General features: G+C 62.5%; 16 protein-coding genes and 1 riboswitch. Of the genes, 6 read left to right on the top strand and 10 right to left on the bottom strand.

The genetic code is table 11. From position 1 onward, the window contains the following. Positions 1-77: 77 nt before the first annotated feature. From fba to tkt, 6 genes are all read right to left on the bottom strand, one after another. Positions 78-1,142: a class II fructose-bisphosphate aldolase gene (gene fba, locus K3F44_RS21920; protein ID WP_101315791.1), complete on the bottom strand. Its 1,065-nt coding sequence runs from the start codon at positions 1,140-1,142 to the stop codon at positions 78-80. A 97-nt stretch (positions 1,143-1,239) separates the two neighbouring features. After that, on the bottom strand, positions 1,240-1,569 hold the full coding sequence (locus tag K3F44_RS21915) for an MliC family protein (protein ID WP_220632955.1): 330 nt from the start codon (positions 1,567-1,569) through the stop codon (positions 1,240-1,242). Positions 1,570-1,648: 79 nt separating this feature from the next. Further along, on the bottom strand, positions 1,649-1,867 hold the full coding sequence (locus tag K3F44_RS21910; protein ID WP_101315786.1) for a hypothetical protein: 219 nt from the start codon (positions 1,865-1,867) through the stop codon (positions 1,649-1,651). A 32-nt stretch (positions 1,868-1,899) separates the two neighbouring features. Next, positions 1,900-3,063 carry a phosphoglycerate kinase gene (locus K3F44_RS21905; protein ID WP_150571185.1) on the bottom strand — a complete coding sequence of 388 codons (1,164 nt, stop codon included), beginning with the start codon at positions 3,061-3,063 and terminating at the stop codon, positions 1,900-1,902. A 12-nt stretch (positions 3,064-3,075) separates the two neighbouring features. After that, positions 3,076-4,137 carry an erythrose-4-phosphate dehydrogenase gene (gene epd, locus K3F44_RS21900; RefSeq protein ID WP_220632954.1) on the bottom strand — a complete coding sequence of 354 codons (1,062 nt, stop codon included), beginning with the start codon at positions 4,135-4,137 and terminating at the stop codon, positions 3,076-3,078. 140 nt (positions 4,138-4,277) lie between these two features. Beyond that, on the bottom strand, positions 4,278-6,275 hold the full coding sequence (gene tkt, locus K3F44_RS21895; RefSeq protein WP_150573376.1) for a transketolase: 1,998 nt from the start codon (positions 6,273-6,275) through the stop codon (positions 4,278-4,280). A 239-nt stretch (positions 6,276-6,514) separates the two neighbouring features. On the opposite strand from tkt, the gene K3F44_RS21890 reads away from it, so the two are divergent. The 4 genes from K3F44_RS21890 to K3F44_RS21875 all read left to right on the top strand — a co-directional run bounded on the left by K3F44_RS21890 (position 6,515) and on the right by K3F44_RS21875 (position 10,991). Then, positions 6,515-7,516 (top strand): metalloregulator ArsR/SmtB family transcription factor, encoded by a 1,002-nt coding sequence (locus K3F44_RS21890; protein WP_181089555.1) that lies wholly within the window; start codon positions 6,515-6,517, stop codon positions 7,514-7,516. A 12-nt stretch (positions 7,517-7,528) separates the two neighbouring features. Then, a complete protein-coding gene (gene metK / locus K3F44_RS21885) occupies positions 7,529-8,719 on the top strand; it encodes a methionine adenosyltransferase (RefSeq protein ID WP_103435795.1) in 1,191 nt (396 codons plus the stop codon). 145 nt (positions 8,720-8,864) lie between these two features. Beyond that, positions 8,865-10,538: an NAD-dependent DNA ligase LigB gene (gene ligB, locus K3F44_RS21880; RefSeq protein WP_220632953.1), complete on the top strand. Its 1,674-nt coding sequence runs from the start codon at positions 8,865-8,867 to the stop codon at positions 10,536-10,538. A gap of 60 nt (positions 10,539-10,598) precedes the next feature. Continuing rightward, positions 10,599-10,991, top strand: a complete 393-nt coding sequence (locus tag K3F44_RS21875) for a DUF1090 domain-containing protein (RefSeq protein ID WP_101315772.1) — start codon at positions 10,599-10,601, stop codon at positions 10,989-10,991. 51 nt (positions 10,992-11,042) lie between these two features. Here the strand turns inward: K3F44_RS21875 and K3F44_RS21870 are convergent, their stop codons facing one another. Next, positions 11,043-11,489 carry a cytochrome c gene (locus K3F44_RS21870; RefSeq protein ID WP_220632952.1) on the bottom strand — a complete coding sequence of 149 codons (447 nt, stop codon included), beginning with the start codon at positions 11,487-11,489 and terminating at the stop codon, positions 11,043-11,045. A 115-nt stretch (positions 11,490-11,604) separates the two neighbouring features. Here K3F44_RS21870 and K3F44_RS21865 point away from each other — a divergent pair, with 115 nt between their 5' ends. Further along, a complete protein-coding gene (locus tag K3F44_RS21865; RefSeq protein WP_101315768.1) occupies positions 11,605-12,756 on the top strand; it encodes a murein transglycosylase A in 1,152 nt (383 codons plus the stop codon). Positions 12,757-12,938: 182 nt separating this feature from the next. Here K3F44_RS21865 and K3F44_RS21860 read toward each other — a convergent pair whose 3' ends face one another. Beyond that, the gene (locus K3F44_RS21860; protein WP_101315766.1) at positions 12,939-13,325 is read right to left on the bottom strand and encodes an MAPEG family protein; all 387 of its coding nucleotides are present in this window, start codon (positions 13,323-13,325) and stop codon (positions 12,939-12,941) included. A gap of 31 nt (positions 13,326-13,356) precedes the next feature. Beyond that, positions 13,357-14,190: a DMT family transporter gene (locus tag K3F44_RS21855; RefSeq protein WP_101315764.1), complete on the bottom strand. Its 834-nt coding sequence runs from the start codon at positions 14,188-14,190 to the stop codon at positions 13,357-13,359. A 208-nt stretch (positions 14,191-14,398) separates the two neighbouring features. On the opposite strand from K3F44_RS21855, the gene K3F44_RS21850 reads away from it, so the two are divergent. After that, on the top strand, positions 14,399-15,634 hold the full coding sequence (locus tag K3F44_RS21850) for a sodium:proton antiporter (protein WP_101315762.1): 1,236 nt from the start codon (positions 14,399-14,401) through the stop codon (positions 15,632-15,634). Between the two features lie 32 nt (positions 15,635-15,666). Here K3F44_RS21850 and K3F44_RS21845 read toward each other — a convergent pair whose 3' ends face one another. Continuing rightward, positions 15,667-16,068 (bottom strand): acyl-CoA thioesterase, encoded by a 402-nt coding sequence (locus tag K3F44_RS21845; RefSeq protein WP_016489524.1) that lies wholly within the window; start codon positions 16,066-16,068, stop codon positions 15,667-15,669. 179 nt (positions 16,069-16,247) lie between these two features. Then, a riboswitch (S-adenosyl-L-homocysteine riboswitch) is annotated at positions 16,248-16,344 on the top strand. The last annotated feature ends 3 nt before the right edge of the window (positions 16,345-16,347 follow it).

Raw genomic sequence — 16,347 nt, 5'->3', positions numbered from 1 at the left:
CCATGCCGACTAACGGTCATCTCGCAGACATAAAAAAACCCGCATCGCTGCGGGTTTTTTCAAGCATCCAGCCCTGATCAGTTGACCTTGGCAGCCAGCTCACCTTTCAGGTAACGCTGGTACATGCCTTCGAGGGAGATCGGTTTGATCTTCGAGGCATTGCCGGCGGTGCCGAAGGCTTCGTAACGGGCGATGCACACGTCACGCATGGCCTTGACGGTTTCGCCGAAGAACTTGCGTGGGTCGAACTCGCTCGGGTTGGTCGCCATCAGACGACGCATGGCACCGGTCGAGGCCAGGCGCAGGTCGGTGTCGATGTTGACCTTGCGCACGCCGTACTTGATGCCTTCGACGATTTCTTCAACCGGTACGCCGTAGGTCTCTTTGATGTCGCCGCCGTACTGGTTGATGATCGCCAGCCACTCTTGCGGTACCGAGGAAGAACCGTGCATCACCAGGTGGGTATTGGGGATGCGCTTGTGGATTTCCTTGATGCGGTCGATTGCCAGCACGTCGCCGGTAGGCGGCTTGGTGAACTTGTAGGCGCCGTGGCTGGTGCCGATGGCGATGGCCAGGGCGTCGACCTGAGTCTTCTTGACGAAGTCGGCGGCTTCTTCCGGATCGGTCAGCATCTGGCTGTGATCGAGCACGCCTTCGGCGCCGATACCGTCTTCTTCACCGGCCATGCCGGTTTCCAGCGAACCCAGGCAGCCCAGCTCGCCTTCTACCGAAACACCGCAGGCGTGGGCCATGGCGACGGTCTGCTGGGTGACGCGGACGTTGTAGTCGTAGTCGGTTGGGGTCTTGCCGTCTTCGCCCAGCGAGCCGTCCATCATCACCGAGCTGAAGCCCAGCTGGATCGAGCGCTGGCAAACGTCAGGGCTGGTACCGTGGTCCTGGTGCATGCACACCGGGATGTGTGGGAACTCTTCGATTGCCGCCAGGATCAGGTGGCGCAGGAAGGGTGCACCGGCGTATTTGCGAGCACCGGCCGAGGCCTGCACGATGACCGGAGAGTCGGTCTTGTCGGCGGCTTCCATGATGGCGCGCATCTGCTCGAGGTTGTTTACGTTGAAAGCTGGAACGCCGTAACCGAACTCGGCGGCGTGGTCCAGCATCTGGCGCATGCTAATGAGTGCCATTGTGTATCTCTCTCCCGACAAGCGTCGTTGTTTCGTGCAAACCTGCCATAGGGCGGTTGCTGTTCATGTTATGTGGGCCGCCGAAGCGACCCGGCCATCACGGTGCCTTGCAGCCCCGCCCTATCAGATCGTTGGTTGCTACCCAGTACACCAGGCCTTCTTCGCCGCGCAGATGCAGGGCCAGAACGCCATCGCTGTACAGCGCGCCAGAGGCGCCCGGCTCGGACTTGAGCCGGTAGACCTGGTCATTACCGCCAAGGCGGACATCGACCGAGTCCTGGTTGGCATCGGCGAAACGCCAGGATACTTCGGTCTGTGTATCACAGACCCAGCGCGTCCAGGTGTCTGTCGGCGCAGCCGGTGCCGGCTGCAGCAGCGAGCAGCCTGCCAGGGTCGCCAGGGCCATCAGGGCCAATAGCGCTTTCATCCGAAACCCTCGTTATGGTTCCGCTATGCGGCCCCTAATCCAAGACCACAAAACCCAGTTTAGGTTGCCCGCCAACCCATCACGGGCAACCGGGCGCCTTGCGTTGGTGCTCGTCGTCGTACTTTTCCAGCCCGTCCGGACCCAGCCGCTTGTTGATCACCGGCACCGTCTCGGCCTGCCACTGCGACTGGTAACAGCCGCCCGGCACCGCCTGCGACGGCTCGTCATCGGCAGCCGGCCCGCTGGAGCAGGCGCCCAACAGACAGGCCACGATCATCACCGGCAATTGCTTGAGCATCCGCTCGCTCCCTGCGCCAGGCGCCTTCATGCTCAGGCCTTGGCTCGTTGTTCCAGGATTTCCACAGCAGGCAGAACCTTGCCCTCGACGAACTCGAGGAACGCGCCGCCACCGGTAGAAATGTAGGAGATATCGCTGCCAACGCCATATTTATCGATGGCCGCCAGGGTGTCACCACCGCCCGCGATGGAAAACGCGTCGCTGCTGGCAATGGCCTGGGCCAGTACTTTAGTGCCGTTACCGAACTGATCGAACTCGAACACGCCGACCGGGCCGTTCCACAGCACGGTCTTCGACGACTTCAGCAACTCGGCGAACTGCTCGGCAGTTTGCGGGCCGATGTCGAGGATCATGTCGTCGTCGGCAACCTCGCTGATCAGCTTGACGGTAGCCACGGCGCTCTCGGCGAACTCCTTGGCCACTACCACGTCGACCGGCAGCGGCACATTGACCTTGGCGGCGATGGCCTTGGCGGTGTCGACCAGGTCTGGCTCGTACAGCGACTTGCCGACTTTGTGGCCAGCGGCGGCGAGGAAGGTGTTGGCAATGCCGCCACCGACGATCAGCAGGTCGCAGACGCTGCTGAGGCTGTTCAGTACATCGAGCTTGGTCGACACCTTGGAGCCGGCAACGATGGCAGCCATTGGCTTGGCAGGCGCTTTCAGGGCCTTGCCCAATGCGTCCAGCTCAGCAGCCAGCAGCGGGCCGGCAGCGGCAACCTTGGCGAACTTGGCCACGCCGTGGGTCGAGCCTTCGGCGCGGTGGGCGGTGCCGAACGCATCCATCACGAATACGTCGCACAGGGCAGCGTACTGCTGCGCCAGCTCGTCGGCGTTTTTCTTCTCGCCCTTGTTGAAGCGCACGTTCTCGAACAGCACCAGCTCACCGGCGGCGACTTCAACGCCGTCGAGGTAATCGGCCACCAGCGGTACTTCACGGCCGAGTGCCTTGCTCAGGTAGTCAGCCACCGGCTTGAGGCTGTTTTCGGCAGAAAACTCGCCTTCGGTTGGCCGACCGAGGTGCGAGCAGACCATTACCGCGGCGCCTTTTTCCAGGGCCAGCTTGATGGTCGGCAGCGCCGCCAGGATACGCGCATCGCTGGCAACCGCACCGTCTTTGACAGGCACGTTGAGGTCTTCGCGAATCAGTACGCGCTTACCTTGCAGGTCGAGGTCAGTCATCTTCAACACGGTCATGAATGCAGTCCTTCAGGGCTGTTTGCTGCGGGTTTGGTGGACGACGTGCAGGAAATGATCAGCAACGTCGAGCATACGGTTGGCAAACCCCCATTCGTTGTCGAACCAGGCCAGCAGGTTCACCAGGCGGGGGCCGGAAACGCGGGTCTGGCTGGCATCGACGATGGCCGAATGCGGGTCATGGTTGAAATCACAGCTGGCGTGCGGCAGCTCGGTGTAGGCCAGCAGCCCTCGCAGCGGGCCGCTCAGGGCTGCATCACGCAGCACCTGGTTGACCTCGGCAGCGGTGGTGTCACGGGCGGTCTGCAGGGTGATGTCCAGGCACGACACGTTGACAGTGGGCACACGCACCGCTTTGGCCTGAATTCGCCCGGCAAGTTCCGGCAGCAGCCGTTCGATGCCACGCGCCAGACCAGTGGACACCGGGATCACCGACTGAAACGCCGAGCGGGTGCGGCGCAGGTCTTCATGGTGATAGGCGTCGATCACCGGCTGGTCGTTCATCGCCGAGTGAATGGTGGTGATCTGCACGTACTCGATGCCGAACGCCTGATCCAGCACGCGCAGCAGCGGCACGCCGCAGTTGGTGGTGCAGGAGGCATTCGACACCAACTGCTCGGCACCGCTCAGGCAAGCCTGGTTGATGCCATAGACGATGGTGGCGTCGACGTCGGCCTCGCTGGCCATCGGCTGCGAGAACAGTACCCGTGGCGCGCCGGCGTCGAGAAAGCGCTGGCCATCGGCGCGGGTGTTGTAGGCACCGGTGCATTCGAGCACCAGGTCAACCTCCAGCGCGGCCCATTCGATGCCTTCCGGGGTGGCACTGCGCAACACCTGCACGCAGTCGCCGTTGATATGCAGACAATCGCCATCGACCTTGACCTCGCCGGGGAAGCGGCCATGGGTGGAGTCGAAGCGTGTCAGGTATTCCAGGCTGGCCTGATCGGCCAGGTCATTCAAGGCAACGATCTCGAAGCTCGCAGCAGCCCCCCGCTCAACCAGCGCGCGCAGGACACAGCGGCCAATGCGGCCGTAACCGTTGAGTGCAACTTTGTAAGGGCGACCTTGAGACATGCAGGACTCGCTAACACAGGATGATCATTGACCGTCGCGGCACAAGGCCGCGCCTACAAGATACTGCACAGGCAATAACTTGTAGGCGCGGCCTTGAGTCGCGAAAACGAGGGCAACGCCCTCGCCTCGCTCAGGATGAATCAGTCTTCCAGCAGCTCTTCAGCGGTACCGAGGATGTTCTCCAGGGTAAAGCCGAATTCCTCGAACAGCGCCGAGGCCGGAGCCGATTCGCCGTAAGTGGTCATGCCGATGACGCGACCTTCAAGGCCAACGTACTTGTACCAGAAGTCGGCATGGGCAGCCTCGATGGCGATCCGTGCACCGACTTCAAGCGGCAGCACAGCCTGCTTGTAGCTGGCGTCCTGGGCATCGAACACGCTGGTGCACGGCATCGAGACGACGCGGACCTTGCGGCCTTGCTCGCTCAGTTGGTCGAACGCCTGCACGGCCAGACCGACTTCGGAACCGGTAGCGATGAGGATCAGCTCAGGCTCGCCAGCGCAGTCCTTGAGCACATAACCGCCGCGCTCGATGTCGGCGATCTGCTGCGCATCGCGCTGCTGATGCTGCAGGTTCTGACGCGAGAAGATCAGCGCCGACGGGCCGTCCTTGCGCTGCAGTGCCTGCTTCCAGGAAACCGCCGACTCGACCGCATCGGCCGGGCGCCAGGTGTCCAGGTTCGGCGTGCTGCGCAGGCTGGTCAGCTGCTCGATTGGCTGGTGAGTCGGGCCGTCTTCGCCCAGGCCGATCGAGTCGTGGGTGTAGACGTGGATGACGCGCTGCTTCATCAGAGCCGACATGCGCACGGCGTTGCGGGCGTATTCCATGAACATCAGGAAGGTCGCGCCGTAAGGCACCAGGCCGCCGTGCAGGGCGACGCCGTTCATGATCGCGGTCATGCCGAATTCGCGCACGCCGTAGAACACGTAGTTGCCGCTGGCATCAACGGCGTCGACGCCTTTGCAGCCTTTCCACAAGGTCAGGTTGGAGCCGGCCAGGTCAGCCGAACCGCCGAGGAACTCGGGCAGCAGCGGGCCGAAGGCGTTCAGGGCGTTCTGGCTGGCCTTGCGGCTGGCGATGGTTTCACCCTTGGCAGCAACTTCGTTGACGTAGGCCTGAGCCTTGGCCGAGAAGTCGGCAGGCAAGTCACCGGCCATCCGACGCTTGAACTCGGCAGCCAGCTCTGGGTGAGCAGCGGCGTAAGCTTCAAAGCGCTGGTTCCACTCGGCTTCGGCCTTGGCACCGGCGGCCTTGGCGTCCCACTCGGCATAGATGTCGGCCGGGATTTCGAACGGGCCGTAGTTCCAGTTCAGCTCTTTGCGGGCCAGGGCGATTTCGTCATTGCCCAGCGGTGCGCCGTGGCAGTCTTCCTTGCCCTGCTTGTTCGGCGAACCGAAACCGATGATGGTCTTGCAGCAGATCAGGGTCGGACGATCGCTCTTGCGCGCCGTCTCGATGGCCATCTTGATTTCTTCGGCATCGTGGCCGTCGACGTTGCGGATCACCTGCCAGTTGTAGGCTTCGAAGCGTGCCGGGGTGTTATCGGTGAACCAGCCGTGGACTTCGCCATCGATGGAGATGCCGTTGTCGTCGTAGAACGCGACCAGCTTGTTCAGGCCCAGAGTGCCGGCCAGCGAGGCGACTTCATGGGAGATGCCTTCCATCAGGCAGCCATCGCCGAGGAACACGTAGGTGTTGTGGTCGACGATGTTGTGGCTGTCACGGTTGAACTGCGCCGCCATGACTTTTTCGGCGAGGGCGAAGCCGACCGCGTTGGCCAGGCCCTGGCCGAGTGGGCCGGTGGTGGTTTCGACGCCTGGGGTGTAGCCGAACTCCGGGTGGCCCGGGGTGCGGCTGTGCAGCTGACGGAAACCTTTGAGGTCTTCGATCGACAGGTCGTAGCCGGTCAGGTGCAGCAGCGAATAGATCAGCATCGAGCCGTGGCCGTTGGACAGCACGAAGCGGTCACGGTCGGCGAAGCTCGGGTTGCTCGGGTTGTGCTTCAGGTAGTCGCGCCAAAGCACTTCGGCGATATCCGCCATGCCCATTGGGGCACCGGGATGGCCGCTGTTGGCCTTTTGCACGGCATCCATGCTGAGGGCACGAATGGCGTTGGCACGATCACGACGGCTGGGCATCGCTAAGTCTCCTGGGGGCTTGAATAAGTAATGAAGCGCAAAAAAGACGACCATTTTCCCCCACAGTCGGCTCCGGGGCAATGACGGATGGTCGCAGTTGGGTGTTTTTCCTGTGATTGATGAGCGATTCGCGAGAATAGACGGTGGTTCGGACTGACTCGGGCCATCCATCGTCCAATATCAAAACTTTTTGATATTGCCCTTGCGAGGGCAACCTTGCCTGTCTAGACTGCCGCGCTATGAATCTTCCCGCGCAACCATTGGCCCTGCAACGCAGCGACGACCTGGCAGCTTTATGCAAAGCCAGCGGCGACGAGCTGCGCCTGCATGTATTGCGCGCGCTGGCCAGTGACTCGTTCGGCGTGCTCGAGTTGGCGCAGATCTTCGACGTCGGCCAGTCCGGCATGAGTCATCACCTCAAGGTGCTGGCCCAGGCCGAACTGGTGGCCACGCGCCGCGAAGGCAACGCCATCTTCTACCGGCGCGCCCTGCCCGACAGCCTGCGCCCCGGTGGCCGGCTGCATACGGCACTGCTTGAAGAGGTCGACGACCTCGCGTTGCCGGCCGCAGTGCAGGCGCGCATTGCCCAGGTGCAACAGCGCCGGGCCGCTACCAGTCAGGACTTCTTCCTGCGTGTGGAAGAAAAGTTTCGTGCCCAGCAGGACTTGATCGCCGGCTTGCCGCAGTACCGCGAGAGCCTGCTGGCACTGCTCGACAAACTCAGCTTCGGCGCTGACGCCAGTGCCCTTGAAGTCGGCCCGGGTGACGGTGGTTTTCTGCCCGACCTGGCGCGGCGCTTTGCCAGCGTCACGGCGATGGACAACAGCCCGACCATGCTCGAGCTGGCGCGCCAGGTCTGTGAACGAGAAAGCTTGAGTAATGTAAACCTGCAGTTGGCCGATGCATTGGGTGCAACGGATGTGACAGCCGACTGCGTAGTGCTGAACATGGTCTTGCACCATTTCAGCGATCCGGCCCAGGCCCTGCGCCTGCTGGCCAAACGGGTAAAGGCAGGCGGCAGCCTGCTGGTCACCGAACTGTGCAGCCATGATCAGCATTGGGCCCGCGAGGCCTGCGGCGATCTCTGGCTGGGCTTTGAGCAGGATGACCTGGCCCGTTGGGCCCGGGCAGCAGGGCTGGCTCTCGGAGACAGCCTGTATGTGGGCTTGCGTAACGGTTTCCAGATCCAAGTCCGCCATTTTCAGCGGACGGCTGGCGACATCACCATCGGTAAATTTTAGGAACCCGTCGAGATGAGCGAATATTCCCTTTTCACCTCCGAGTCCGTGTCTGAAGGACATCCGGACAAGATCGCCGACCAGATTTCGGACGCGGTCCTGGACGCCATCATCACCCAGGACAAGTTCGCCCGTGTGGCCTGCGAAACCTTGGTGAAGACCGGTGTTGCCATTATTGCCGGCGAAGTCACCACCTCGGCCTGGGTCGACCTCGAGCAGATCGTGCGCGACGTCATCGTCGACATCGGCTACAACAGCTCCGACGTCGGCTTCGATGGCGCGACCTGCGCGGTGATGAACATCATCGGCAAGCAGTCGGTCGATATCGCCCAGGGCGTTGACCGCTCCAAGCCTGAAGATCAAGGCGCCGGCGACCAGGGCCTGATGTTCGGCTACGCCAGCAACGAAACCGACGTGCTGATGCCAGCACCGATCTGCTTCTCGCACCGTCTGGTCGAGCGCCAGGCCGAAGCGCGCAAGTCCGGCCTGCTGCCGTGGCTGCGTCCGGATGCCAAGTCGCAGGTCACCTGCCGTTACGAAGGCGGCAAGGTCGTTGGTATCGACGCAGTCGTGCTGTCGACCCAGCACAACCCTGAAGTCTCGCAAAAAGACCTCAAAGAAGCCGTCATGGAGCTGATCGTCAAGCACACCCTGCCTGCCGAACTGCTGCACAAGGACACCCAGTTCCACATCAACCCGACTGGTCAGTTCATCATTGGCGGCCCAGTGGGCGACTGCGGCCTGACCGGGCGCAAGATCATCGTCGACTCCTACGGCGGCATGGCCCGTCACGGCGGCGGCGCATTTTCCGGCAAGGATCCATCCAAGGTTGACCGTTCGGCGGCCTACGCCGGTCGTTACGTCGCCAAGAACATCGTGGCTGCCGGCCTCGCCGAGCGTTGCGAGATTCAGGTTTCCTACGCCATCGGTGTTGCTCAGCCGACCTCGATCTCGCTGAATACCTTTGGTACCGGCAAGATTTCCGATGCCAAGATCGTCCAGCTGGTGCGTGAGTGCTTCGACCTGCGTCCGTACGCAATCACCACCATGCTCGACCTGCTGCACCCGATGTATCAGGAAACTGCGGCCTACGGTCACTTCGGCCGTACCCCTGAGCAGAAAACCGTGGGTGACGACACCTTCACCACCTTCACCTGGGAACGCACCGACCGCGCCCAGTCGCTGAAGGACGCTGCTGGCCTGTAAGCTTTCTTACAGCCACAGACGAAAGCCCCTGCCGAGTAATCGACAGGGGCTTTTTTGTGACATATCGCCTGACAAACTGGCCCAGCGTTGATCCGCTTGCGCGCTTAGGCTGAGGGTTCCGAATCGCCTGGCAAGGATGCTGGCCATGATGCTGAAACTGCTACTGTGTTTGCTGCCGCTGTTGTACCTCTCGGGGGCTCAGGCCGCCGCTTGCCCCGCCTGGCCTGGCGAGCGGGCGCAACAAGAGGTCGAACAGTTGCGCCAGTCACTGGCAACGTGGGATGACCACTACCATCGCCAAGGTATCGCGCTGGTCGATGATGAACTCTACGACCAAAGCCGGCAGCGCCTGCTGGACATGCAACAGTGCTTTGCCATCAATGCCAGTGACGACCCGCTGGCCAGCGCGCGCGGCCCGCTGGCGCACCCGACTGTTCATACCGGCGTCGCCAAGCTGCGTGATGAGCAGGCCGCCGCACAATGGCTGCGCGGTAAACAGGCCGTGTGGATTCAGCCCAAGGTCGATGGTGTGGCGGTCTCGCTGGTTTACCGACGAGGTCGGTTGGTGCAGTTGCTGAGCCGCGGTGACGGCGTCCATGGGCATGACTGGAGCCGGCACCTGCCGTACCTTTCGGGCATCCAGCGCGAACTGCCACGCGCCCTTGATCTGGCGCTGCAGGGCGAGCTGTACCTGCGCCTGGACAACCACGTGCAGGCAGCCGCCGGTGGGCGCGGCGCCCGCGGGAGTGTCGCCGGCCTGATGGCGCGCAAGCAGCTCAGCGCGCAATTGGGCGCGGATATCGGCCTGTTCGTCTGGGATTGGCCCGAGGGCCCAGCTACACAGGCAGAACGGCTCAGTGCATTGACTGCACTAGGCTTCAGCGACAGCCAGCAGTACAGCGTCGCCATCGATACCTTCGAGCAGGCCGCTCACTGGCGCCAGCACTGGTATCGATCAGCCCTGCCGTTCGCTACTGACGGAGTGATCCTGCGCCAGGATCAGCGCCCCGCCGCAGAGCGTTGGCAGGCCAATGCGCCGTACTGGATTGCAGCCTGGAAGTATCCGCTGCGCCAGGCACTGGCCGAAGTGCGCGAGGTGCAGTTCAAGGTTGGCCGCACCGGGCGCATCACGCCTCTGTTACAGCTGAAACCGCTGCAGCTGGATGATCGCCAGGTCAGTCAGGTCAGCCTCGGGTCGCTGGCACGCTGGCAAGCGCTGGACATCCGTGCAGGCGATCAGGTGGCAATAAGCCTGGCCGGCTTGACCATTCCGCGGTTGGAGTCCGTGGTGCAGCGCAGCAGCCGGCGTGCGCCGGTACAGGTCCCGGAACCGGGCCGCTACCATTCGCTCAGTTGCTGGCAGGACAGCCCCGCCTGTCGCCAGCAGTTTGTCGCCCGTCTGCACTGGCTGGGCGGCAAGCAAGGCCTGAACATGCCTGGGATGGGCGCGGCAACCTGGACTCAGTTGGTCGACAGCGGCCTGGTCAGTACGCTGGACGATTGGCTGAATCTGGACCGGGAGCAGTTGCTGGGTGTTGCGGGCATCGCTGAAACGCGTGCCGAACAGCTGCTCGAGGTGTTCACCCAAGCGCGCCAGCAACCCTTCCAGCGCTGGCTACACGGCCTGGGTATGCCTGCGCCGCGCCGCCTTGAGCCAGGCCCTGACTGGCAGACCTTGGCGAGCAAAACCGCACGAGAATGGCTGCAGGAACCCGGCATCGGCAACGGCCGTGCCGAGCAGTTGCAGGCATTTTTCAATGACGACGCAGTGCAATTACTGGCCGCGCAGTTACGCCATCACAAAATCAAGGGTTTCTAATTTTGCCGGATCAGGGCAGCATTTCCCTTTTCGCTGCCCTGCACCCGAATGGAGCCCCCGATGAAACTGTTCTCTACCCTCGCCCTGTCCGCCTTGCTTGGCCTCACTGCCCACGGCGCGCTGGCTGCCGAGCAGACCGAGCTCAAAGGTTGCGCCGCCAAGAAGCAAGCGATCAGCGAACAGATCGAGCAGGCACGTGCCCACGGCAACAGCAACCAGCAGGCTGGTCTGGAAAAAGCCCTGAGCGAAGTGACTGCCAACTGCACCGACAGCAGCCTGCGCAAAGAGCGCGAGCAGAAGGTGCTGGATGCGCGTCACGAGGTGAACAAGCGCACCAAGGATCTGGACAAGGCCATGAAGCGCGGCGACTCCGAGAAGATCAACAAGCGTAAAGACAAGCTTGCCGAATCGAAAAAGGAGCTGCAGGAGGCGCTCGACGATCTGGAAAAGTAACCACTCCGACGCCACGCTGAACCGTGAGCGCGCTGCCGGCGTCAGCGCGGCCTAGTGGTTACGAAATTCGGTGTGGCAGGCCTTGCAGGCCGCTTCGACCTTGTCCGTAGGCGCTTGCAACTGCGCTGCGTTCAGCGGTTTGTTGCTGCTCGCGGCAACCAGTTCACCGGTCACGCCTTCCAGTTGCCGGGCCAGCTCCTCGAAGCGCGCCTGGCGCTGCCAGACCTCGGCCCGCGCACTGCTGTCGCCACCATCCTGAGCCTGCGGAAAATGCTTCCAAGGGGCGTGCGCCAGACCATCGAGCTTGATGGCGCCGGCAGCGAACTTGTCGCCATCGAACGGCAAGCGTCCGCGCAGCATGCCGCCAAGGTCTTCGCTGGTGTTGAGCATCTGCTTGAAGATCGCCTTGCGCTGCCCGAGCGGTGAGTTAGGATCGACACGGTCGCAGCCCAGCAGGGCCAGGCTAGCTACCAGCAGCACGGTGAAACATTTGAACATCACGGTCACATTGGCATCGGAAGAGGGCCGACAGTATCCTCGCCTGCTCGACAAAGACCAATACCCTTACAGAAAACAGGGGCAGCCACGCCGCTACCCGCTCAAGGATTCAACCATGAAATCTGCTCTGCGCCAGCTCGCCTGGGCGCTGCCAGCCCTGGCCCTGCTGGCCGGCTGCAACGGCGGTGACAGCACCAAGCCTGAACCGCACGCCATTGCCACCTATGCTCCCGCCACCTGGAAAGATCTGCCCAGCGTCAGTGATGCTGATCTGTTGGCGGGCTTTCAGGCGTGGCGGGTCGGCTGCGAGAAGCTCAAGCGCGATGCGGTCTGGGCAGCGACCTGCGAGGCGGCGCTGCGCATTCCTGACGATGCCGCCCAGGCCCGCGCGTTTCTCCAGCAGAACCTGCAGGTGTACGGCCTGCGCTCGGCCGAGAACAACGCCACCGGGCTGATCACCGGTTATTACGAGCCGGTCTACCCTGGCAGCCTGACCCGCACTGCAGCGGCCCAGGTGCCGGTGTACGGCGTGCCGCAGGACATGATCGTGGTCGATCTGGCGAGTATTTACCCTGAGCTCAAGGGCAAGCGCCTGCGCGGGCGCCTGGAAGGCCGCGTGCTCAAGCCCTATGACACCTCGGAAACCATCTACCGTGATGGCGTCAACGCACCTGTGCAGGCCTGGCTGACGGACCCGATGGACCTGCAATTCCTGCAGATTCAGGGCTCTGGCAGGGTTCAGTTGGAAGACGGGCGCCAGTTACGCCTGGGTTATGCCGACCAGAACGGCCACCCGTATCGGCCGATCGGCCGCTGGCTGATCGAACAAGGCCAGTTGAAGAAAGAAGATGTCAGCATGGGCGCGATTCACGCCTGGGCCCAGGCCAACCCGCAGCGGGTACCGGAGTTGCTGGCGAGCAACCCCAGTTACGTGTTCTTCAGCACCCGGCCGGACAGCAACGAAGGCCCGCGCGGTTCGTTGAACGTGCCGCTGACCGCAGGGTACAGCGTCGCCATCGACCGCAAGGTGATCCCGCTGGGCAGCCTGCTGTGGCTGTCGACCACCCGCCCGGATGGTTCACCCGTGGTGCGCCCGGTCGGCGCGCAGGATACCGGCGGGGCGATCACCGGCGAAGTACGTGCTGACCTGTTCTGGGGTACCGGGCCGCAAGCCGGTGAGTTGGCCGGCAACATGAAGCAGCAAGGGCAGATCTGGATGCTCTGGCCCAAAGGCCAGCCATTGCCTGAGCTACCCAAAGTCCCCTGACACCATCGCCTCCCCCTGTAGGAGCGGCCTTGCCGGGGCGCCGGACCGGTCGGAAAGGGCTGCGCAGCGGCCCCACGATTTATGCTTCGCCGCGTTTATCGCCGGGCCAGCTCTGCTGGCCTTTCCGACCGGTCCGGCGCCCCGGCAAGGCCGCTCCTACACGGTCGGCGTAAGTCGTTCGGTCAAACCGAGACTACAAAAAACGCCACGATCAATGCCAAACCGGCAAACCACACTATCGAGCGCAATATCGCCCAATCGGCCAGGTAGCAGATGATGAACAGCAACCGGCTGGTGATGTACATCACCCCCAACACATCCTGGGTCACTTGTTCGGCGTTGCCGACGATATCCGCCACCAGCACCGCCGCCGCAAAGGCCGGGAAGGCTTCATAGCTGTTCTGCTGGGCAGCATGGGCGCGGCGTGGCAGACCTGACAGCGTGTCCAGAAACGCCCGCGGGTCATGGTTGTGTTGCATGCCGAAACGGCCGCTGCTGAGTTTGGCGATCAACGCACACAGCGGCGGCAGGATCATGGCGATCAAAATGCACCACAGGGCAACGGTCATGGACAGAATTCCTTGTTCAAAAGAGTTGGATTCAGAGCTTCATCACCAGCATACCTGCCAGCACCAGCCCGCAAGCTAAGAGCCTCGGCCCGCCGAAAGGTTCTTTGAGGTAGCGCATGCCCAGCAGCACCACCAGAATCACGCTGATCTCGCGCAACGCCGCCGCCTCGGCCACCGACCCCAGGTGCATCGCCCACAGCACCAGAGCGTAGCTGGCCAGCACGCAAACACCGACCGCCAGGCCCAGCCGCCATTGATTACGCCAGAACTGCACGAACGGTGCACGCCGGGCAACGCCGGCCAGCAGCGGAAACGGCCAGGTACTGAGCAAGGTCAGCCACACCAGATAATCCCAGGGCTTGCCCCACGCACGCACGCCCTGGCCGTCGAACCAGGTGTAGCAGCCGATACACATCCCGATCAGCCCCACTACCGGCAACATCGACCATGGCAAACGCGCACCGCCACCGCCCTGCCAGAGCAGGCAGGCCATGCCACAGGGGATCAGCAAGATGCCGATGATCTGCTGGCCGCTGAGGGTCTCGCCGGCAAACGCCAGAGTAAGACCCAGCACCACCAGCGGTGACAAACCGCGCATCAGTGGGTAAACCAGACCAAGGTCGCCGACCCGATAGGCCTTGATCAGCAAGACCCGGTAGATCTGCTGGGCCAGCGCCGAAACCAGCAGCCAGGGCCAGATTTCGCCAGGCGGGAAATCGACGAACCACACAGCCACCACAGCGAACAGCAACGCTACCGAGTCCATGCTGGCAATCACCAGCAGCCGCTCGCCACTGAACTTGACCAGGGTGTTCCAGATGGCATGCAACAGGGCTGCGACAAGAACAAGAACGGTTGCCAGCACGCGAGGTTTCCTTGGAGGGCTCAGACTCAGAGGTCGGCACAATATAGCGGGTTACGCAGCGGACAGGGCCAGGGCGCCCTTGTACATATTTTGAACGATTCGGACATTTCTGGTCATAGAGTGTGTCCCACACCCCCTGCTGGACCATCAAACCCGTGACCCGAGCGATTCGGGTCCGACTTGGAAGCCACTTTTTACAGGATTCGGGATGCTTGAACTTGTTGCCGCTTTTATCTGCCTGACCACCCTCCTCACCTATGTCAACTATCGCTTCATCGGCCTGCCGCCGGCCATCGGTGTCATGGTCACGGCGCTGCTGTTCTCGTTGATTCTGCAGGGTCTGAGCCTGATCGGCTTTCCGGGCCTGGAAGAACGCGTCGAAGGTTTGATGAACCAGATCGACTTCAATGACCTGCTGATGCACTGGATGCTGGCATTCCTGCTGTTTGCCGGCGCCCTGCACGTCAACCTCAGCGATCTGCGCAGCTACCGTTGGCCGATCGGCCTGCTGGCAACCATCGGCGTGCTTATCGCCACCGTGGTCATCGGTTTTCTCGCGCACTGGGTGTTCGCCATGTTCGGCTGGCACGTCAGCCTGATCTACTGCCTGCTGTTCGGCGCATTGATCTCGCCGACCGACCCGATTGCCGTGCTCGGCGCGCTGCGTACGGCCAACGCCTCCAAGCCGCTGAAGACCACCATCGTTGGCGAGTCGCTGTTCAACGACGGCACGGCGGTGGTGGTGTTCACGGTACTGCTCGGCATCGTCCAGCTGGGCGAGACGCCAAGTATCTCCGAGACCGCCCTGCTGTTCGCCCGCGAAGCCATCGGCGGGATCGCCTTCGGCGGCCTGATCGGCTATGCGACCTATCGCATGATCAAGAGCATCGACCAATACCAGGTCCAGGTCATGCTGACCCTGGCGCTGGTCATCGGCGGCTCGGCAATGTGCTACGAGCTGCATGTCTCGGCACCGATCGCGATGGTGGTGGCCGGCCTGATCATCGGCAACATGGGCCGCAACCTGGCCATGAACGACATGACCCGGCGCTACATGGACGGTTTCTGGGAACTGATCGATGACATGCTCAATGCCTTGTTGTTTGCCCTGATCGGCCTGGAGCTGTTGCTGCTGCCGTTCAACTGGATGCACCTGGCCGCCGGTTCGGTGCTGGCCCTAGCCGTGCTGATGTCGCGCCTGCTCACGGTGGCGCCGGCAATTCTGCTGCTGCGGCGCTGGCGCAGCGTGCCGCAGGGCACCATTCGCGTGCTGACCTGGGGTGGTTTGCGTGGGGGCGTGTCGGTGGCGCTGGCGTTGTCGTTGCCGCTGGGTGAAGAGCGTGATTTGCTGCTGTCGATCACCTACATCGTGGTGCTGTCGTCGATCCTGATTCAGGGTCTGAGCATTGGTCGTGTGGTGAGCAAGGTTAGCGTTCAGCCTTGAGAATGTCGGGGCCGCTTTGCGGCCCCGAAAAATCACTCTACGGCAGAGTCGGGAAACTGATCCTGCACGTACTTGATCTCGGTGCGCCCATGCGCAGCCGGCAAGCCATCGTCACCCAGGTTGACGAAGACCATCTTGTCGACGGTGAGGATGCTCTTGCGGGTGATCTTGTTGCGCACTTCGCACTTGAGGGTGATCGAGGTGCGGCCAAACTCGGTGGCAGTAATGCCCAGCTCGATGATGTCGCCCTGGCGCGAGGCGCTGACGAAGTTGATCTCCGAGATGTACTTGGTCACCACTCGCTGATTACCCAGCTGGACGATGGCGTAGATCGCCGCTTCCTCGTCGATCCAGCGCAGCAGGCTGCCGCCGAACAGAGTGCCATTGGGGTTGAGGTCTTCGGGTTTTACCCATTTGCGGGTGTGGAAGTTCATCATTGCTCCTACCAGCTTTGGCTAACGTGCAGTCATGATGGCAGAGCCTGCCACAGGGCTCCATTGGTCATCGACTATCGTCGCGATTAATCGACAGAAAACCTTGGGCCTGATCGCCCTGCCCGGCTATAATCAGCGCCGTTTAACATGGCCACCCGCCGCGGTGCCATGCCCGCCACCTGTCCGAGGGGCGCTGCAGCAGGTTCGACCTGTCAGGCTCGGATGGGGCGTTGTCCGCTCAAGTGGACGCTCAACGCACAACGGCGCCCATTCGCACAC

Origin of the sequence: Pseudomonas sp. S07E 245, assembly GCF_019599025.1 — a bacterium.
GTDB classification, from domain to species: Bacteria; Pseudomonadota; Gammaproteobacteria; order Pseudomonadales; family Pseudomonadaceae; genus Aquipseudomonas; species Aquipseudomonas shirazensis.
Note: the sequence above shows the minus strand (reverse complement) of the source record. Positions and strands in the feature narration are given on the sequence as shown.